Origin of the sequence: Clostridium sp. UBA5988 (assembly GCF_002435615.1) — a bacterium.
GTDB lineage: Bacteria > Bacillota > Clostridia > Clostridiales > Clostridiaceae > Clostridium_J > Clostridium_J sulfidigenes.
On sequence record NZ_DJBA01000036.1, the window covers coordinates 1 to 21,180 of the forward strand.

A 21,180-nucleotide genomic window follows, 5' to 3' on the forward strand; every position below is an offset into this window, starting at 1 on the left:
CAAAGTGAAAAGTTTTATGAGGACCTATAGAGGTGTATCAACTAAGTACCTTAGTAATTATATGTTTCTTTTTAAATACATAGAGTCGAAATGTGAGGCTACGCCTATATTTTTTAGGGGCACAAAGCCTTATTTCAGCACGAACTTTAAGGGACGTCCACCAATATTCTCATAGCTTGTGTATTCTATCACTGTAATTTTCAACAGAGCCAAAGAATTAAAAGTATAACAAAGATAGTTTGAAAATTAAAGTATAGTATATTGTTAATAAATTTAACAATATACTAATTAAAGATATTTTATACAAAATAAAAAGGAATAGTAGAGTATTTATAGAATATATAAGAAAAAATGGGGTATATTACTGGAGTTTGGGGGAGTAGATTAATGTTAGAAAGTTATAGGTATGTACAAAATGAAAATATAACAGTTTATTATATTGGAAATGATATGAGATTTGTAGTAGAAGTTAAAGAGGGAATACTTTATGCATATAAAGAATTAGAAAATTATTTTCATTTAATAGATAAAGGATTTTCTATAAGAGCTATTATAGCTATGAACAGAAGAGAATATAATTATATAAGTAAAATGATTTTAAAACTTAGGGGGAATAATGAATCTAAGAAAAGTCAAGTATCTATTACATCTAAAAATGATCTTTTGATATTATCACCTTTTGCATATGAAGAAGAATCTACTTATACTTATGATGAGTATAAGCTTAAAAAAGTAATTTACAGTCAGGTAGTTCATATATTTCATGAATTTCTATCTTTAAACTCAGAAGTTTCATCTACATGGATAGGACAAGGAATAGCTATGTATTTATCTGAATTATGGAAAGAGGGTGAAGTAAAAAAAGTAATAAATGAAGCTATAAAGAAAGAAAGGATACCACAATTAAATGAAATCCAAGAAAATGAAAGTTTATATAAGATATGGGCATGGACTATAGTCAAGTATATAGAAGAAACCCATGGTAAGGAAACAATAAATAAAATTATAAGAAACTACGATGTAGATGGTATTTTTAATATATTAAAGTGTTCTATTGATGATTTTGAAGTTCAATGGAAAACTTGGTTAAAGGACGAAAATAAGCTGTTATAGAAAATAAAGACCGTTTCAATTTAGAAACAGTCTTTACTTTTTATATTTTAATTATTTTCTTTTTTCCCAAGTATATATGTAAGAATAAAACCAATTAAAAAAGTTATAATTGATAGCATTCCTGATAAGTTAAAAGTAAAACCAGGATATACTGGAAAGACAGAACCTAAAATTAATCCACAAATAGCAAAATATGCAGGTTGAGGATATTTACTCATAAAGGATTCTATGAGCTTTGTCATAGTCAATATACCTACAAGAACACCTAAACCACCAGGAATAAGTAAAGGAATATTAAAGGTAGAAACTGCATTAGTAAAAGTAGTATATAGTCCAAGAATTAAAAGTACTAAAGAACCGCTTACTCCTGGAAGAATCATAGTAGCAGCTGCAATGAATCCTGCTAGGAATAGGGATATAAAAGATTTTACGCTTAAACTAGTCATAGCTATAGTACTAACTTCTACATCACTATATATAGACATAATTATCATTAGTATGAAAGTTGCAAGAAACCAAAGATAATTTATTTTTTTTACTTTTCCTTTTGATGCTCTTTTATATAGCATAGGAAATGACCCTAAAATCAATCCTATGAAAAGGAAGTTGGTTGGTTCAGGATGATTTGTTAATAGATTTGTAATTAATTTACTAAATAGTATTATACCTAAGCCGGCACCTATAGCCATTTCGGCAAGAAACAAAATGTTTTTTTTCCAATCTTTAAAAAAGCTATTTACAGCAGATATAAGTTTATCATAAATACCTAGAACTACCGCCATGGTTCCACCGCTAACACCAGGAATAACATTGGAAACACCAATAACCATTCCTTTTAAAATAACAAATATATTTTCCATGTTTTATCTCCTCGTATAATTAAATTTGTAGTTAAAATAAACTAAGGTTACAAATAACTACTCTAATTATATTGAGAACTCATTTAATTTGCAAATTAATTATTTAAAAGTTAATAATATATTTATTTTTTGTTAATTTTAGGTTACTCGTGTTATAATGCAAATATAGATGAATTATTTTAATTATAACATTATTAAATCAACATAAAAACAAGCTTTATAAAGGAGCAAATCATATGTGGGATAGGTTTAGAATAGATAAAAAGTTAGATATAGATAGAAAGTATATAAATATTGGAGTTGTAGCTGTTATTACAGGAATTGCCCTATTTATAGGCTATGAAATAGTAAGTAGAAGTGGTACTTTTATTACTATATTTAAAGATGCAATATTAGGATTTTTAAGTGTAATAAGACCTATAATAATAGGAGCTATAATTTCATATTTATTATTTCCTTTAGTAAGACGTATTGAAATCTTTATTAAGAAATGTGTTAGTGTAAAGGAAAATAATAAATTTAATTGGATATATAGAATTGTAAGTATTGTATTAGTTTTTTTTATAATCATACTATCAGTAGTATTGATATTTAACTTTATAATTCCACCTCTTTTAGAGAATGCAAAATCATTAATAAATAATATTCCACAATATGAGAGTGTAGTAAGGAATGGAATAAATAACTTGAATTCCTATTTTGCTACTTTAGATATAAATTATCAGCAAATTAGTACTTATATTGATAAGGTAACAGCAGCATTTGCAGTTATTGGTCAAGAGATAGTTAATATAATTACAAATAGCATTTATGGATTTGGATCTTTTATGATAGATTTTGTTTTAAGCATAATATTTACATTTTATTTTTTAAAAGATAAAGAGATGTTATTTAAAACTATTAGGAGATTTGGAAGAGCTTTTATACCAGGTAAATTAGGAACAGTACTTAAACAATTTATTATAGATTTAGATGAAGTTGTAGGAGGATTTGTAAGAGGAGTTTTACTTGATGCTCTTATTGTAGGTATAGTTTCATCTATACTTATGTTAATGATTCATCATCCCTTTGCAGTACTTGTTGGAGTAATAGCAGGTATATGTAATGTAATTCCTTATATAGGACCTGCTATAGGAGCTGTAGTAGCATTTATATTGGGTATGTTTTCTAGTATTACACTTGGAATATGGGGATTTATACTTTTAATTTTATATCAACAGGTTGATGGTAATATTATACAACCTAAGATTGTAGGTGGTAGTGTAGGACTTCCAGCTGTTTGGACTTTAATTGCTTTAACTATTGGAGGAGGGTATGCAGGAGCTATTGGAATGATAGTGGCAGTCCCTACTGCAGCTATACTAAGTGTATATGTTCACAGAATCTATAAGAAAAAGTTAATTATATAGTGTAATAAAATTAATTTAGTTATGAATATAAGAGTAGGTGCTGTAAATACGAGCAAAAGAGAGGATAATAAGTATGGGAAAAATTTCAGCAGAAGAATTAAAGGGAAAAATGGATAGTAATGAGAGATTAGTTATACTTGATTTAAGAGATGAGCAGGCTTACAGAGAAGGACATATAGAAGGGGCCATATTGATTTCTTTAAGTGATATTTCTCATGACATTGAAGATATAGTTAAGGATAAAGATGAAACTGTATGTGTATATTGCTATAGCGGAAATAAAAGTGCTAGAGCAGCAATGATGCTAGAATATTTAGATTATCCTAATGTGTGTGATTTAGGTGGTATTACAAATTGGAGTTATGATCTTAAAAAATAGCTTCAATTTATTTAATGTAGCTAGTAAGTAAATAAAAATAATAATAATATAAAGGTGTATGAGAGCAATCTCTACACCTTTATATTATTTATAATTATTCTTTTAGATAATTAAAGAAAAACTTTTATTTTATCTTATTTTTATATATAATCTATTTATGATGTTTTTAGGAGGATCTATGATAGAATTAATAAAAAAAGTGGATATAACACTATTGCAGTTTATAAATAAAAAATTACGATGCAAGTTTTTAGATAAAATTATGCCATATATAACATTTTTAGGCTCCGCCACATTTTGTATGGTTTTTGTTGTGATGACTGTAATGTCTAAAAGTAAAGAAATTAAGAACCTAGGATTTCTAGCATCTTTATCAATTATTACTTCTGGCGGTATTACTCACTTTTTAAAGAGAGTAAAAAATAGGATACGACCATATATAAAGTTTCCAACTCTAAATATAAAGAAGATAGGGGTAGATGATTATTCTTTTCCATCTGGTCACACCACTGCAGCTTTTTCAATTGGAATTAGTATTGCATTAAGCTTTACAGGATTAGCAGTAGTATCTATAGTAATTGCTAGCCTTGTGGGATTTTCAAGAGTTTATCTTGGAGTACATTATCCAACAGATGTAGGTGCAGGAGTTGTAGTTGGAACTTTGAGTGCCCTTTGTATGCATATGATAGTATAAAAATTATAAAAGAGACAAGAATTTAATTTAAATTCATGTCTCTTTATTACATTATAGATTATTCTTAAAGAATTAAGGAATAGTCAATATTTCATCAATTACCCTTCCATCACATTTTGGAAATTTAATACATAAAACTTTTGATAGGGTAGGGGCTATGTCCACTAAATTCATATTATCCATAAAAAAGTTTTCTTTAAACTCCTCACCACATCCAATAAAGAGAGTATGAATATCAGGACTATTAGGATGATAACCATGATTTCCGTTAGATTTTCCTTCTTTAGGAGTGGTTGAAGTCACTATGCTATCATTAAATTTATCTATAAAAATAAAACCTCTTTTTGCTTCAATCATAAATGTAGCCTTAGGATCACCACCTAAATCTATTATCTCATCATTTCTATATATCTTTGCAATTCCCTTAGATTCATCAAGAGATAAGGCTTTTAAAATATTATAAACTTTTGAGGAGAGATTTTTATTAAAGTCATCCTTAACATATACATAAGCACTTCCATCACAAGATTTTACATATACTCTCCAAGAATTAAGTTTATTATTATCACCGACGCTTATTAACCCTTGATTTTTAAATAGGGTGTTTAAGGTAATAACTTTATTAAAGTCCTGAAATCCATGATCACCTAAAATAACTATAGAAGAATTATCATATATATCAGCTTCTTTCAGAGCTTTTATTACATCAGCTAATCTTCCATCATGGCGATGAAGTGAATCTACAGCTTCTTTAGAATCAGTACCATAACCATGACGTTGACTGTCTAAGTCTAAGAGATGTAGTAAAAGTAAGTTGGGTTTATACTTTTTAATGGTTTCTATAGCACAAGCAGTAGCAAAATTATCTAAGTTAGGCTCCTTTATACCATCAAGGAGATGTTTAAATTTTCTGTTTAAATTGAATTGGTATATAGGGCTTCCACCTAGGAGTGATGCCATTTCTTGAGATATATATTTATTGTTAGAGAAAATTTCAGGCATATTATATTTTATAGAGGATCTACCAGTAACAGGCCAAAATATAGATGCTACAGTAATCCCTTTACTTTTTGCCATATCATATAGTGTTGGACCATTTACATATTTTCTGAACCAAAACCAATCTGGAGCAGCTTTTTCAGGTTCTAATAATTTATTGTTTACAACCCCATGGTTTTTAGGATACTTACCTGTAACTATGGTAGTGTGAGCTGGATATGTTAATGATGGATATATAGATTTAACATTTCTAACTACTGACCCCTTTTGAATGCATTGTGAAAAAGTTGGTAAGTTACTTATTATATCAAAATCAGCTGCTTTTAATCCATCAATTGAAATAACAACCAAGTGCTTATTTGTTAAATTATTCATAACTTATTCTCCTTAACTTTATGTTATATATAAATTATGATATACTAATTTTGTTATTAAATCTACATATTAAGATAATATAAATAAGGAATAAAGAAGAAAAGTGGCGTAAGAAGGTGTAATTTTGGAGCTAAATTATAAGGAGCAATTCACTATAAAATTTCATGAAGGAGACTTTAAGGGAAATATTAAATTATTTACAATAATGGATTATGTTCAACAAGTTTCAGAAGGTCATTCTCAAATTTTGGGAGTGGATTTTCAGTCTATGATGAATAAAGGATTATTTTGGGTAGTATCTAGAGTTGAAATTACAATGGAGAGATATCCTAAGGTTGGAGAAGATATAACAGTAGAAACTTGTTTAGGTGGACGTGAAAAAGTCTTTATGAAAAGAAGATTTAAGATTAAAGATAATGATGGACAAGTTATTGGTAGAGTTTTGATATATTATTTAATTGTAGATATTGAAACTAGACATCCACAAAAGCCGTCCATGTGTCCAGTCGATATAAATATTGATGTAGGGGATGTCATTGATAATAAGCTTAACAAGATAAAGATGCCAGGTGAGGCTATAGAAACTGTCAATAGGGAACTATACTATAATGATATAGATATAAATAATCATGTTAATAATGCTAAATATGTTTCTTTTATAGAAGATTTTTTTCCTTTAGATTGGCATAGAGAAAAGAAAATATCTTATATGCAACTTAACTTTATTAAGGAAATTAAATTTGATGATTCGCTGATAATGAACAAATTTATTGAGGATAAAGAAAGTAATAGTTTTTGCATTAATGGAGTTTCAGGAATCTCTGAACAAGAATTTTTCCAATGTAGGGTAAAGTTTTAAATAAATGTGTATTTGAAAGTCATTAAGATAAAGGTATCTAGATAATAAAATTTCTAGATACTTTTTATTTTAAGAAATAATTAATATGGTATAAATAAAAAAACATGTAAAGGAATACATAACACAAGAATATAATTTAATAAAATGAAAATTAAATATAAATAACAATTACATATAAAATTTAATTTAAAAATATTTATAAATATGAAATAAGAAGTGAAAAAATTTACGAATAATAATCATTGACATTAATGGATAAATAATTCATAATAAATATGGAATATTCATAAAAGATTTAAAATTTAAAATAAGGGGGAGTAATAATTGACACATAAGAAGGGTTTGAAAAAGGCCGTTAGCAAAGAAGGTATTATATTTCTAATTTTATTTTTAGGTTTTTTCATAGGTATGGGAAGTGTTATGGGAACCATAAATATGTTTAATACCCTAATGGAAACTGCGTATAGCTTATTAATGAAAACAGTTTTTTATATAATGGCTATTGCAGTATTGGCAGGAGCTATATCTGCACTTCTATCAGAATTTGGAGTGGTATCTTTAATTAACAGATTGTTATCACCATTAATGAAGCCGCTTTATGATTTGCCTGGTGCTAGTGTCATAGGAGTTTTAACCACCTATCTGTCTGATAATCCTGCTATACTTACTTTAGCAGATGATAAAGGATTTAGAAGATATTTTAAAAAATATCAGCTGCCAGCTTTAACTAATTTAGGAACAGCCTTTGGAATGGGGTTGATTATTACTACCTATATGATGGGACAAAAGTCACCTATAGGAGAAAGTTTTATATTGCCAGCTATAGTAGGTAATGTAGGAGCTTTAATAGGAAGTATTGTAAGTACTAGGTTAATGCTTAGACAAACCGCAAAAATTTATGGAAAAGAAGAAATGTGTGTACAAGATAATGATACTGGTTTTGATATGATGAACTATAGAGAAATTAGAGATGGAAGTGTTGGAGAAAGATTTATTGGTGCTATGCTTGAAGGAGGAGCTTCAGGAGTACAAATGGGACTTGCTATAATTCCAGGGGTTTTAATAATTTGTACTGTAGTTTTAATGCTTACTAATGGACCATCAGCATCTGGAGTTTACACTGGAGCTGCATCAGAAGGTATTGCACTCTTACCTTGGATTGGAGAAAAATTACAATTCATGTTAGTTCCGTTATTTGGTTTCCAAAGTCCAGAAGCTATAGCTTTCCCGATAACATCTTTAGGGGCTGCAGGAGCTGCAATTGGTTTGGTGCCGGAGATGTTAAAAAATGGATTAATAGGTGGCAATGAAATTGCGGTATTTACAGCTATGGGGATGTGTTGGAGTGGATATCTAAGTACTCACGTTGCAATGATGGATGGTTTAAAGTGTAGAGAATTAACAGGTAAAGCTATTGTTAGTCATACCTTTGGTGGATTAACAGCAGGTATATCAGCTCACTTTATATATTTACTTATATCAAAATTTATATAAAAGTAAAAAACCACCTTTTTATGGTGGTTTTTATTTATATATAAATATTTAACTGTATATGAGTTTAAATGGGTTGATTAGTGGAATTTAAATAATTATTTAATATACCAGTCCTTAAGCCTTCACTACATATAATAATGTTATGGAAGTTACAATAGTTTACAATATGAGTTATTATTTCACATCCGCCTAATATAATATCAGCACGTTTTTTTGAAAGACCTTGTAAGTTTTCTCTCTCTTTTAAACTTATAACTTTAAGGTTTTCACAAAGAGTTTTTAGTTCATGAGGGGTGGAAAATTCTATTATGTTAGTAGATGAACATGAATTTATTAAATAATTAGAATATATATTTCCGAGATTCTTAAAAGTTCCGCCAATGCCAACTAAAGAGCTTCCATAAAAGCTTTCAATCCAAGGTATATTAGAAAATAGCTTATAGAAAAAGTCCTGGTTGTAATCACAGCTCAAGTATCTGCCACGCTTATTAACTTTTATTTTCTCAGTTATGTTTATAGAACCTAGAGGAATACTAGTGTAATTTGTAAATTTACCCTCTTCTACAAAAATTAATTCTGTACTATTTCCACCAGTGTCCATTATTATACCTTTATCTAGATTACAAGTAGAAAAAACTCCTAGGTAAGATAAATAAGCTTCTTCTTTAGGTGACAAAACCTGAACTAAAATTCCAGTATGAGCTTTTATTAAATCAAGAACATAGTTACTATTTTCAGCTACTCTTAAAGCTTCCGTAGCTACACATATGATTTTAGAAACTTTATTTATAATGCAAGAACGTAAAAATTTTTTTAAAACTGTTATTACATGAATGGTTTTTTCAGAACTTATAATTTTATTGGTAGCTAAGGTAGCTCCAAGTCTTAAATGTTCCTTATCTTCATCTATAATCTTTGGATTGGACTTATCATCTATATTAACAATTAGTAGGTGAACCGTATTTGAACCAATATCTATAATAGCAATAATATTCATAATACTTTATACCTCCCTAAAAAACTCTTTTATTATTTATACGATAAAAATAATAAAATATAACATAATAAATATATTAGACTATTGAAATTTAAAGAAAGAGTTTTTAAAGAAGATATGATAAGAAAAAATATTAAGGCTATGTATAAGAAAAAATCTACAGAGCTAAAATTTCTAATAAATTTCGCATAGCCTTAATGTTTACTAAGTTGCAGTTTCAATGAGAAGTATATTGCTAGGGATATTAGTTTTTACTTCAAAAGTTTCATTGGAAATATAAGCACTGTCAGAGCCTGTTAAGGTAATATTATCAGAATTATTTGTAAAAATTTCAGTTTCTCCATAACATTGAAATAAATAGCCTTGTCTATCTTTGCTAATTGTAAAAGTTAAATCCTTGTTAGGATGTAGTAATGCAAAATAAATATTAATATCACAATTAGATTTAATAGGAGCCAGACCATTTAAAGAACTAATAGCGTATATCCATTGATTTTCAACAGTATTTTTAAAGTCATATTTATTTATTATAATAGATTTATTATACTTTTTTTGAATATAAGAGTTGTTATTGGTGTATAAGGTTATTTCAATAATATCTAGAAAATCAATGCCACTATTAAAAATATCATAGGTTATCCCATCCATAGAATTAATATAAAGAAAATTTCTAGATGAAAGGGTTTCTAAATTTCCTATGTTATCGCTATATAGTAATTCACCGGAGATTACATACATAATAATTTCTTCTCCTATTTTAAAATTATTATGAGTTCCACTTCTAGGAACTAAGGTAATATTTTTTAGTTCTTTAATACAAAGTTCTGAACTCATATTTTCAATAGAAGTAGAGAGATTAGAAGTAGTTTTTAAATAAGAAAAATCTTCTTCTTGATTATAAGTAACAATTCTTCTATTAATCAAAATATTACCTCCCACTATATAATTATTTTACGATATTAGTATTTGCAGTTTTTATAATTTAATAGTAGGTATGTTTTTCACCTACTATTAAATAAATTAATAAGTGGAATACATTAGATAATAAAAGAATATATGATAAGATGATATTTATTGTTTAAAATGTGGTAATATAGTAATATAATAAACTTAAAATGACTTTGGGGGGAATAATTAGTGATAAAATTTCTTAAAGAATGGATAATACCAGCATTAATTGCTATAATTTTAGGATTTTTAATAAATAAGTTTATTTTTTTCAATGTAAATGTTCCAACTAAATCTATGTATCCCACTATTACACCAGGAGATAGAATATTTTCATTGAGAATTTATAAACCATCATCTATTAAAAGAGGAGATATTTTAGTATTTCATTCTGATGAGCTAAATAAAGACTTGATTAAAAGAGTAGTAGGTCTTCCAGGAGAGAGTGTAGAAATTCAATCAGATGGAAGTGTATATATAAATGGTGAGTTTCTAGAGGAGAATTATGTAAGCAGTTTTAGTGATACTACAGGTTCTTTTAATGTACCAGAAGGTTGTTATTTATTTTTGGGAGATAATAGAGGAAATTCTATTGATGCACGATTATGGGAAAATCCATATATATCTTTTGAAGATATACAGGGAGAAGGAAAATTTATTATATTTCCTTTTGATAGGTTTGGTAAATTAAAATAGTATATAAATAATAAAATTTTAAAGAAGTATTGAAGTGGTGAAATTTATTTCACTGCTTTTTTTATTTAAATTTATGCTAAATAAAATAATAATTAAACTATATTTAGGGAAAGATAAATTCATATCCATAAAATATATTTAAAGGTATAAGATAATTTAACAATAACTAAAATTCGTAATAAAACAAAGTGGTAGGTAGTGGAATAAGAGGAAAAGTAGATGTTAAAAATAAGTCTAGAAATGCGTAATCAATGTAATTTATATATTTTACAAAGGAGGAATTATGAATGAAAGAAAATAAAAGATTATCCCATACTGCCTATGGTGGTATAAAAGGTGATGATTATATGCCTTTTATACCAACTACAACAGCAATGCCCGAGTCAAGTGTTTATTCTATTCTAATGGGTGCAATATTTACAATGGTATTTGCGGCTGCAAACACTTATTTAGGATTAAAGGTTGGTCTTACAATTTCAGCAGGTATTCCTGGGGCAATACTTGCCACAGGGATTTTAAAAGGATTATTTAAAAGAAACAATATATTAGAGGCTAATATGGTTGCTTCAATTGCAGCAGTTGGAGAATCTATAGCAGGTGGAATTATATTTATACTACCAGCAATTATTTTATGGGGAATTACCTTAAGGGTTTCTACAATAGTTATTGTTACTCTTTTAGGAGGGCTAGTAGGTATATTTTTTGTTACACCACTAAGAAAATTTTTAATAGTTGAAGAGCATGGTAGTTTAGTATATCCTGAGTCCATGGCTGCAGCTGAAGTTTTAGTCAATGGAAGTGAAGGCGGTAGTGGATTTAAAATGGTTTTAATGGGTCTTGGAATTGGAGGAGGTTATAAATTAGCTTCTGGAGGATTTGCTCTTTGGAGTGAAAGACCAGAATGGGTTATACCTGCATATCAAAATTCTGTATTTGGAATAGATACATTAGCTTCACTTCTAGGTGTTGGTTTTATTGTAGGTACAAAAGCATCGGCATTTATGTTTGGAGGATCTCTTGTAGCTTGGCTTGGATTAATACCACTTATTAAATATATAGGTGGTACAGTTCCAGAACCTTTATTTCCTTCAACTATGTTAATCTCTGAGATGGGAGCTTCAGATATATGGAGTAAGTATATTAGATATATAGGAGCGGGAGCTGTTGCAGCAGGAGGATTTATTTCTTTAGGAAAATCTGCACCAACCATTATTAGATCCTTTAAAGAAGCCATGTCAGGTATAGGCAAAAAGGAAAGTGGTGCAACTACTAGAATAAATGAAGATCCCCCAATTGTTTGGGTGATAGCTTCAGCAATACTGGTATTTGTTCTTGCGTGGTTATTGCCACAAATTAGAGTAGGGATAATAGGCTCACTAATGGCAGTAGTATTTTCATTCTTCTTTTCAGTAGTTTCTGCAAGAATGGTTGGTATAATTGGTGCATCAAATAATCCTGTATCCGGTATGACTATTGCTACTTTACTATTTGTTACAGCCATATTAAAGATAACTGGCAATATAGGGCAAGAGGGAATGATTACAGCTGTTATGGTAGGTGGTATAGTATGTGTAGCTATAGCTGTTGCTGGTGGTACAGCTCAAAGTTTAAAGACTACATTTGTAATTGGGGGTTCTCCAAAGAAAGTACAAATTGGAATGTATTTAGGGTTAATATTTGGGGCTGTAGTTTCTGGATATGTATTATTAATGCTTCATAATACATATGGAATTGGTTCAGAAGCAGTTCCAGCACCACAAGCTACTCTTATGTCAATGGTTATAGAAGGTGTTATGACTGGTGAATTACCTTGGGTACTTGTGTTTGTGGGAGTATCTATAGCTATATTTGCAGAAATATCCGGTCTTCCAGTACTACCAGTTGCGCTTGGTTTATACTTACCTATACATTTAAATGCAGGTATATTATCAGGTGGTATAATTAGAATATTTGTTGAGAAGAAATTTAAGAAAAATGAATCCCTTATGAAAGAAAAAGTAGAGAGAGGTATTCTTATATCTTCTGGATTAGTTGCTGGGGATGCATTAATGGGTATAGTAGTTGCAGGGTTTGCTACTTTAGGACTTAATGTGGCATTTGGACTTAATTTTGAAGGATTAACCCAAAATTCTATATTCTCAACAGGTATATTTATAATTCTTGGAGTAATTATTTATCTTATTTCTTGTAGTGGAGATAATGAAAGAACTTAAAGATAAGTGGTGATTATTGATAATATTTCTTATAATATTAAAAAATATGGATATAATTATTAATAATATTAAAGTTAAGAGCCGTTTAGGCTCTTAACTAATTTGTAGGTGATTTGTATGAAAGGTAAAAAAACACAAAATAAAGAAGAAAAGAATTTTCTTTTATATATTCCCCAAATTGAACATGATAACTATAAAATTAATGATAATAATATAGTTACCTTATACTTTGAACATAACAAACCTATAGAAAAGTTCGCAAGATGGTTAGTGAAAAAAAATAATCTTAGTGATATAGTTTTTGATGATAAATCATCGCTGGCATGGACTTTAATAGATGGTAAAAGAAGTATATATGACATTGCACTTGAGATGGCAAAGAGATTAGGTGATACGGAAGAAGTAGCTATAGAGAGGCTTGTAATGTACATAAGATATATTGCTAGAAAAAGATGGATAAAATTCATAGGAATAAAACGTAACTAGGGTTGATATTAGGAAATATATAGACATTGAGAGTAATATCTACTATTTAAGTAAATAAAATAAGCAAAAACAATCTACTATATAGCTTGACTACTTTAGGCTTTGGTGTATAATTATGACTTGACTAGATAGAAATTTTTACGGAAATGTAAAAAATCTATCATATTTTATTTTAAGCATATTTTATATGAATATAATCCGAATAGATTAATAATATTAAAAATATAAATTTATAAGTAGTAGGGGTATAAAGATGATTATTGCAGATGTTAAAGTTGGTAGAATTACAATGCCATTAAAAAAGCCATTCGTAACTAAAAACGGAGTTTATAATTATTCTAACGAAGTAGTTGTAAAGATTTTTACAGAAAATGGAGATGTGGGAATAGGAAGTGCAGCTCCAGCACCAAGAGTGACGGGGGAGACAGAAAGTTCAATTGTAGGTGCTATTAAACATATTACTACATTTATTAAGGGAATGGATCTTACTTGTCTTCAATGTATTTTTAAAGTTATGGATGAATGCATTAAAGGAAATAATAGTGCAAAAGCGGCTGTAGAAATTGCTATATATGATCTTTGGAGTAAAGGAGTAAATACTCCTTTATATAAGTTATTAGGAGGCTTTAATTCAACGGTACTCACAGATATAACTATACAAGATGATGATAAGATGGAAAATATGATAAATGCAGCCTATGAAGCTACTAGAGATGGCTATACTAATATAAAGATAAAGCTTGGAAATAATGTAGAATCAGACTTTGAAAAAGTAAAATTTATTAGACGTGCTATTAGAAAAGGAATAAAAGTAAGAGTTGATGGTAATCAAGGCTGGTCACCTAAAGATGCAATAAAGATAATTAAGAAGATAGAGCAATTAGATTTAGATATAGAATTTGTAGAACAACCAGTTAAAGGTTGGGATATCGAAGGATTGAAATTTATTAAAGATAATGTGGACACTATGATTTTAGCTGACGAATCAGTGTTTGGATCCCCAGAGGCCTTTAAGGTAATTCAGAATAGAGCTTGTGACTTAATCAATATAAAACTGATGAAATGTGGAGGAATACAAAATGCCATAAGAATTTATAATATGGCAGATACCATGGGTATAAGGTGTATGGTTGGTTGTATGTTAGAGAGCAAAATTGGGATCACAGCAGCAGCAAGCTTTGCAGCGTCAAGAGGAAATATGATAACTGCAGATTTAGATACAATGCTATACTTTGCAGAGGATCCTATAGTTGGAGGTGCAATATTTGAAGGAAATAAAATCACTTTATCCGATGAACCTGGTCTTGGAATTACTGATATAATAGGTTGGGAAGAAATAGTATAAGTAAACTTTATCTATCTATATATTATATTAATTTTGCATAGATGAAAGGGTTTAAGATTAAAATATAGAACTTATAATAAGTTACTATGAAAATTCATTATAAGAATCTAATATCTAATAAAGGAAGTGGTTTTATGTCAAATGATCTTAAAGACCAATTAAAGAAACAGTTAGAGGTTGCCATAGAAGAAGAAAGATTAGAACATATTATAAAAATAATAAATGATGAAATTCTTAAGTGCATAGAGAAAAGGAAGCATATAACCAATGCCATATTAGAATACAGAAAAAATGCTTTAGAAGAATTTAAAGATGATGAAGATAAGATAATAGAGTATTTTGACCATGAAAACTACGTAAAAGAAGAAAATTTTAAAAGCACTGATAGAAAATTAAAAGAACTAACAGTGTTAAAGTCTTCTCCTTATTTTGGTAAGGTTACTTTTAGAGAAGAAGATTATGGAATAGAAGATATATACATTGGAAGGTTTGGAGTAACTTTAGAGGAAACCTTTGAACCACTAATTATAGATTGGAGAGCTCCAATTTCAGCACTTTTTTATAATAATACAGGAAATATTGGACAGTATAATTCACCTGAAGGAGAAATTACAGCTTCTATTTTAGGAAGGGTTCAATATATCATAAAGAGAGGTAAATTAGAGGGATTATTCAATTCTAATATTGATATAAAAGACGATATTCTTCAAATGGTATTAAGCAAAAACTCTTCGGATAAGCTTAAAGACATAGTTATGACTATACAACAAGAACAAAATGAGATTATAAGACAAGATAAAAATAAGATACTAGTTGTAGATGGTGTAGCTGGAAGTGGTAAAACTACTATTGCACTTCATAGAGTTGCTTATTTAATTTATAATTACAGAAATCTTTTAGAAAATAAGGTTTTAATATTAGGTCCTAATAGAATATTTATAGATTATATTTCAAATGTTCTTCCAACTTTAGGAGAGACTGGAGTGTTCCAAACTACATTTTTAGATTTAGCTTTAGATTTAGTAGATGTAGATGAGGTTATAGATACTAAAGATGTTATGGAAAGAATTCTTAATAAAGATAAAGATTTTGAGAAAAAAGTTGTTTATAAGAAATCCTTAAAGTTTATGGAGGATTTAGATAAACTTGTTATTAAACTAGAAGAAGATAGTTATTTTAGCCATGGAGTTTTCTTTAGAGATAAAGTTATAGCAACTAAAGAAGAAATAAAAGCCATGTTTACAAAAGACTTTACTTCACTACCATTGTTTAGAAGAAGTAAAAAAATTAAAAGAATTTTATTCTCTAGAATTAGGGATGTGAGAGATGAAGAATTTAGATTTATTGAGATGAAGTATAAAGAGAAAAAAGAAGAGTTTACTCCTGAAGAATTAATACTTCATATAAATGATTTAGAATTCAAAAGAAAATTAGAAATAAGAGAATTAGTAAGAGATGTAATAGAAGTAAAAGCTACATTAAGTTATTTAGATGGAAAAAATATAGAAAAGATATATGAAGAATTTAATGGTGACAAAGAATATACAGAAGAAGACGTGGTTGCTATATTATACTTAAAAGCTAAACTTATGGGCTTAAGGCTTAATAGAGAAATTAAACATTTAGTAATCGACGAGGCTCAAGATTATTCACCACTACAATTTGTAGTGTTAAAAGAACTTGTAAATACTAAATCTATGACTATAGTTGGAGATAGTAATCAGCAATTAATACCTATTGGAAATAATTCTTCTTTAAGTAGTATTAAAGATATATTTAGTGAGTATTCAGTTGAAATGTTTAAGTTAAATAAAAGTTATCGTTCAACTAAAGAAATCATGGAATATAGTAATAGGTATATAGATGATATTTCCATAGTACCTATGGTTAGAACTGGAGATTCTGTTAATGAGATATTAGTAAAGGATGAGAAAGAGATAAAAGAAAATATTATAGAGCTAGCAACTAGTTTAAAGAAAAAAAATCTTGAAAATATAGCTATTATAACTAAAAATTTATCTCAATCTAAGTATATATATGATTTGTTAAAAGAAGATATTTCATTAAAGCTTATAGATAAAGAGAATCTTCATATTGCTGAGGGAACTATGATTATGCCTAGTTATTATGCAAAAGGCTTAGAATTTGATGGAGCTATTATAATTGAAGAGGACATCCAAGAAAGATACAAGGACAATCTAATGTATATAATGTGTACAAGAGCACTTCATAATTTAATAGTTATTAAGAAATAAAAAGTAATANNTATTACTTTTTATTTCTTAATATATTATAAGCTTTCTTCATATCCTTGAATTTTATTTAATACTTCTTCATATATTTGGTCGGCCTTATTAAAATCCATATTAGGAACATAGAATTCCTCTAATTCATCATGTAAATCTTTAGCTGTTTTTATACAATCAAGACCTTTTTGAAGTAGGATGTAAAAAATGGAAGAAACATCATCTATATCATCTTGTTTTTTTTCAATATAATTTGCATCTAATAGACTATCCATATCATACTCCTCGCCATGAAATTCTATTTTGGTAATTTCATTTGATGTTACTAGAGCAACCTTTAATTCAGGAATTAATAAATGTTCAATTTTTTCAGGATTTAGCGGAGTGTGTAGAATCTCTACATCTAGACCCCTTCGAGTAGCTTCATCTGCAATATATTCAAGAACACGAGTTTTGCCAGTTCCAGGAGAGCCTTTAAGTACATAAACACTGGACATGTCTTTTACTATATTATGAATATAAGTTATAACTCCCTTTGGAGTAAATCCTGTTGCAAATAAGTGGCGTTTTTTACCCAACGATGAGAATGTATTAGGAAGAATTCTATTCTTCAAATTTTCTTTTAAAATATTAAGTTCATAAAGATTTAAAGCTTCATTATTAAAGGTATACCAATCATCATAAATAGATTTAGCCGCAGCAAAAAATCTGTAAGCTCTTCTAAAGGAATTTCCAATTTCTTCATTTACAGCTAGGATGTTAAATTTTATGTTCTTAAAATTCTCTTCTTTTAAACATATTCCCATATTTACTATATCATCTACAGCACCAGGAGTAATAGGGTCTATCATATGGGGAGATGTACCATCAAGCATAGCTACTTTTAATTCTTTAATTAGAACTCCATCTAAAGAATCACTATCAGAGGAACAATGATGAAATTCTACATCATAGCCTCTATCAATGTAGTGTTTTCCAATTTTTTTCATAAGTAAAGATTTTCCTGTACCAGGACCTCCCTTTAAGCAAATAATTCTAGTTGCATCCTTTTGGGAAATTATATAATTAAAGTGAGAGTAAAAGCCTTTTCCGGTATTGCCACCTAAAAAATAGTGAGTGGATATTCCAGTCATAATTAATCCTCCAATGATTTCTACACTATCATAATATTATATAAGTTAAAAATGGTTAATGAAAATTCAAATTAATTAGATAAAAGATGCATCTACGGTAATTATTGCGTTGTGATTTGGAGAAACTTTCTTAATTTCCTCATTTATTTGTTTTTGTAATTTAAGTTCTGATTCTTTAGTTATTATAAAATCATCCTTAACTACTACATCAAATATTAGGTTTTTATAGTCGCCTTCACCTACTACTCTAAAATCATGAAAAGAAGATATATGAGGAATTTTATTTAAAACTTCTTCCAATTCTCTTTTTGCACTAAGAATCTCCTCATCATTTGTAGTTACTGGATCCATATGAATTAGGAGATATATACCCAGTTCGGAAGAAATTTCCTTTTCAGCTCTATCTATAACCTCATGAGCAGCAACAACAGAAATATCAAGAGGAACTTCAGCGTGAATAGAAGCAATTATTCTTCCAGGGCCATAATTATGAACTAGCAAGTCATGAACACCATCTATATGTTTATAGGATAATAACATTTTTTGAATATCTTCTACTAAATCTTCATCGGGAGCAACTCCAAGTAATGGGTTTAAAGTATCTTTAATTAGGTTATATCCTGCATAAAGAATTACTAATGAAACAACTAAACCAATATATCCGTCTATAGGAAGTGATGTGAAATTTGAGATTAGTAGTGATATAACTACAGTAGAAGAAGATATTACATCACTTATTGAGTCTACAGAAGAAGCTTTAAGAGCGGAAGAATTTATTTTGTTACCTATACCTTTGTAGAACCTACTTAACCATACTTTAAATGATATAGATATGATTAAAAGAATAAATGGAAGTAGTGAAAATTCTACAGGAACAGGATTTTTAATTCTCTCAAAAGAGCTTTTTATGAATTCAAAGCCAACTAATATTACTAAAAATGCAACTATAAGACCAGAAATGTACTCAATTCTTCCATGTCCAAAGGGATGTTCTTTATCTGCTGGTTTACTTGAAAGTTTAAAGCCAAAGATAGTTACTAATGAAGCACCAACATCGGAGAGATTATTAAAAGCATCAGCAATTACAGCAATACTATTAACTAAAAGTCCAGCAGTGATTTTAATTAAAAATAAAACTAGATTTACTAAAATACCAACAACTCCACCAAGATATCCATAACGTTCTCTGACTTTTTTATTTTTTATATCTTCACTATTTTTAATAAATTTTGTTATAAGTTTTTGAGAAATCAATTATTACACCTCTTTATCAATATATTTTTTCTCATAACTATAGTATAACACGAGAACATGTTATAAATTAGGGAAAATCACAAAATTCATAGGAAATGTAGTAAAAGTTTGGTATACTATTACTAGTATTTCGTTTTAAGGAGGGGATTAATTATGTCAAAAGAATTGAAGTTTGCTAAAGAACTTATAGATTTTTTGTATGAAAGCCCTACTGCTTTTCATGCAGTGAAAAATGTTAAAGATTCTCTTGAAGGTTGTGATTTTAAGGAATTAAAGGAAGAGGATAAATGGATATTAGAAAAGGGTGGTAAATATTATACTACTAAAAATGGTTCTGCATTAATTGCATTTACTGTAGGTAATGGTGAGGTTGAGAACCATGGATTTAAAATTATAGGTGCTCATACAGATTCACCTACATTTAGAATAAAACCAAATAGTGAAATTATATCAGAAAATAATTATATTAAATTAAATACTGAGGTTTATGGTGGTTTAATAAGAAGTACATGGATGGATAGACCACTAGCTGTAGCAGGAAGAGTTGCTTTAAAAGGTGAAAATTTACTTAATCCAGAGTTAAGGTTAGTTAACATAAAGAAACCAATATTAATAATACCTAGCTTAGCAATTCATATGAATAGGGAAGCCAATTCTGGAGGAGAATTAAATCCACAAAAAGATACACTTCCACTACTTGCAATGGTAACTGAAGAATTAGAAAAGGATAATGCATTAATAAACATATTAGCTGAGGAAATGAAGGTAAATAAAGAGGATATTATAGATTTTGATTTATTCCTTTATGAATTTGAAAAGGGATGTATTGTTGGGTTAAAAGATGAATTTATATCTTCAGGTAGATTAGATGACCTTCAAATGGTTCATGCTGGAATTGAGGCACTAAAAGAAGCTCCAATAACTGAGGGTATAAATGTAATGGTATGTTTTGATAATGAAGAAGTTGGAAGCTCTACAAAACAAGGAGCCGATTCTGATATGTTAGCAAATATTTTAGAAAGAATTGCTCTTTGTCTTGGAAAAGGGAGAGAAGAGTTCTTTAGAGCACTTAGCAGATCCTTTATTATTTCGGCAGATAATGCTCACGCAGTTCATCCTAATAGTCCAGAAAAGGCAGATCCGACTAATAGACCAATTGTAAATAAAGGTCCTGTTATAAAGATAAATGCGAATTGTGCATATACTAGTGATTCAGATTCTTCTGCTGTATATGAATCTATTTGTAATAAAGCAGAGGTACCAGTACAAAAGTTTGTAAATCGTTCAGACTTAAGAGGTGGTTCAACCATAGGACCAATTTCTTCAACCCATTTGAATATACGTTCTGTAGATATTGGAAATCCAACCCTTGCTATGCATTCTATAAGAGAGTTTGCAGGAGTTAAGGATCATAGTTATGTAGCAAAATCCTTTATAGAGTTTTACAAAATATAATATAATTATAGAAACTCCTTGTAACAAAGGAACAATTATTGAAACTAGTCATGGGAAAGAAGTAAAATTTAATGTGCAACCAGGTAGTTATAGAGGATTAACTAAAGGTAGTTCACAATAGCATATATAAAGAAGCCATTTAAGATAAGTAAGATATAAAGGTACTTTTCTTAGATGGCTTTTATTTAGCTATAGGAGAAAGCTAATCCATAGGATAGAAAAATA

Annotated in this window: 18 protein-coding genes; 12 read left to right on the top strand and 6 right to left on the bottom strand. The window is 28.7% G+C overall.

The annotated features are described in order from the left end of the window. Positions 1–387 precede the first annotated feature (387 nt). Entirely contained in the window at positions 388–1,113 is a 726-nt protein-coding gene (locus B3J31_RS10055; RefSeq protein ID WP_346867705.1) for a hypothetical protein, read from the top strand. 47 nt (positions 1,114–1,160) lie between these two features. On the opposite strand, the gene B3J31_RS10060 is transcribed toward B3J31_RS10055, so the two are convergent. Then, complete coding sequence (locus tag B3J31_RS10060; RefSeq protein ID WP_150844010.1) at positions 1,161–1,973, bottom strand: undecaprenyl phosphate translocase family protein; 813 nt, start codon at positions 1,971–1,973, stop codon at positions 1,161–1,163. A 236-nt stretch (positions 1,974–2,209) separates the two neighbouring features. Here B3J31_RS10060 and B3J31_RS10065 point away from each other — a divergent pair, with 236 nt between their 5' ends. The 3 genes from B3J31_RS10065 to B3J31_RS10075 all read left to right on the top strand — a co-directional run bounded on the left by B3J31_RS10065 (position 2,210) and on the right by B3J31_RS10075 (position 4,455). Then, positions 2,210–3,382: an AI-2E family transporter gene (locus B3J31_RS10065; RefSeq protein WP_346867704.1), complete on the top strand. Its 1,173-nt coding sequence runs from the start codon at positions 2,210–2,212 to the stop codon at positions 3,380–3,382. Positions 3,383–3,455: 73 nt separating this feature from the next. Further along, complete coding sequence (locus tag B3J31_RS10070; protein ID WP_150844012.1) at positions 3,456–3,761, top strand: rhodanese-like domain-containing protein; 306 nt, start codon at positions 3,456–3,458, stop codon at positions 3,759–3,761. Between the two features lie 178 nt (positions 3,762–3,939). Further along, positions 3,940–4,455 carry a phosphatase PAP2 family protein gene (locus B3J31_RS10075; protein ID WP_346867703.1) on the top strand — a complete coding sequence of 172 codons (516 nt, stop codon included), beginning with the start codon at positions 3,940–3,942 and terminating at the stop codon, positions 4,453–4,455. Between the two features lie 72 nt (positions 4,456–4,527). On the opposite strand, the gene B3J31_RS10080 is transcribed toward B3J31_RS10075, so the two are convergent. Next, entirely contained in the window at positions 4,528–5,829 is a 1,302-nt protein-coding gene (locus tag B3J31_RS10080; protein WP_346867702.1) for an ectonucleotide pyrophosphatase/phosphodiesterase, read from the bottom strand. A gap of 124 nt (positions 5,830–5,953) precedes the next feature. On the opposite strand from B3J31_RS10080, the gene B3J31_RS10085 reads away from it, so the two are divergent. Together B3J31_RS10085 and B3J31_RS10090 are read left to right on the top strand one after the other, a co-directional pair. Continuing rightward, positions 5,954–6,688: an acyl-[acyl-carrier-protein] thioesterase gene (locus B3J31_RS10085; RefSeq protein ID WP_346867701.1), complete on the top strand. Its 735-nt coding sequence runs from the start codon at positions 5,954–5,956 to the stop codon at positions 6,686–6,688. 324 nt (positions 6,689–7,012) lie between these two features. Then, complete coding sequence (locus B3J31_RS10090) at positions 7,013–8,182, top strand: CD0519/CD1768 family membrane protein (protein WP_346867700.1); 1,170 nt, start codon at positions 7,013–7,015, stop codon at positions 8,180–8,182. Between the two features lie 64 nt (positions 8,183–8,246). Here the strand turns inward: B3J31_RS10090 and B3J31_RS10095 are convergent, their stop codons facing one another. Together B3J31_RS10095 and B3J31_RS10100 are read right to left on the bottom strand one after the other, a co-directional pair. Next, positions 8,247–9,179, bottom strand: coding sequence for a hypothetical protein (locus B3J31_RS10095; RefSeq protein ID WP_346867699.1), 933 nt, complete (start codon positions 9,177–9,179; stop codon positions 8,247–8,249). 204 nt (positions 9,180–9,383) lie between these two features. After that, positions 9,384–10,103: a hypothetical protein gene (locus B3J31_RS10100; RefSeq protein WP_346867698.1), complete on the bottom strand. Its 720-nt coding sequence runs from the start codon at positions 10,101–10,103 to the stop codon at positions 9,384–9,386. 213 nt (positions 10,104–10,316) lie between these two features. On the opposite strand from B3J31_RS10100, the gene lepB reads away from it, so the two are divergent. The 5 genes from lepB to B3J31_RS10125 all read left to right on the top strand — a co-directional run bounded on the left by lepB (position 10,317) and on the right by B3J31_RS10125 (position 17,122). Then, a complete protein-coding gene (gene lepB, locus B3J31_RS10105) occupies positions 10,317–10,823 on the top strand; it encodes a signal peptidase I (RefSeq protein WP_150844021.1) in 507 nt (168 codons plus the stop codon). 287 nt (positions 10,824–11,110) lie between these two features. Beyond that, entirely contained in the window at positions 11,111–13,036 is a 1,926-nt protein-coding gene (locus B3J31_RS10110; protein WP_346867697.1) for an OPT family oligopeptide transporter, read from the top strand. A gap of 117 nt (positions 13,037–13,153) precedes the next feature. After that, positions 13,154–13,522 (top strand): PqqD family protein, encoded by a 369-nt coding sequence (locus B3J31_RS10115; protein ID WP_150844023.1) that lies wholly within the window; start codon positions 13,154–13,156, stop codon positions 13,520–13,522. Between the two features lie 253 nt (positions 13,523–13,775). Further along, positions 13,776–14,867 (top strand): dipeptide epimerase, encoded by a 1,092-nt coding sequence (locus B3J31_RS10120; protein WP_346867696.1) that lies wholly within the window; start codon positions 13,776–13,778, stop codon positions 14,865–14,867. Positions 14,868–15,001: 134 nt separating this feature from the next. After that, positions 15,002–17,122, top strand: coding sequence for a HelD family protein (locus tag B3J31_RS10125; protein ID WP_346867695.1), 2,121 nt, complete (start codon positions 15,002–15,004; stop codon positions 17,120–17,122). A 35-nt stretch (positions 17,123–17,157) separates the two neighbouring features. On the opposite strand, the gene B3J31_RS10130 is transcribed toward B3J31_RS10125, so the two are convergent. Together B3J31_RS10130 and B3J31_RS10135 are read right to left on the bottom strand one after the other, a co-directional pair. Next, entirely contained in the window at positions 17,158–18,246 is a 1,089-nt protein-coding gene (locus B3J31_RS10130) for a PRK06851 family protein (RefSeq protein ID WP_346867694.1), read from the bottom strand. A gap of 75 nt (positions 18,247–18,321) precedes the next feature. After that, on the bottom strand, positions 18,322–19,500 hold the full coding sequence (locus B3J31_RS10135) for a cation diffusion facilitator family transporter (RefSeq protein ID WP_346867693.1): 1,179 nt from the start codon (positions 19,498–19,500) through the stop codon (positions 18,322–18,324). 153 nt (positions 19,501–19,653) lie between these two features. Here B3J31_RS10135 and B3J31_RS10140 point away from each other — a divergent pair, with 153 nt between their 5' ends. After that, complete coding sequence (locus tag B3J31_RS10140) at positions 19,654–20,955, top strand: M18 family aminopeptidase (RefSeq protein ID WP_346867692.1); 1,302 nt, start codon at positions 19,654–19,656, stop codon at positions 20,953–20,955. Positions 20,956–21,180 lie beyond the last annotated feature (225 nt).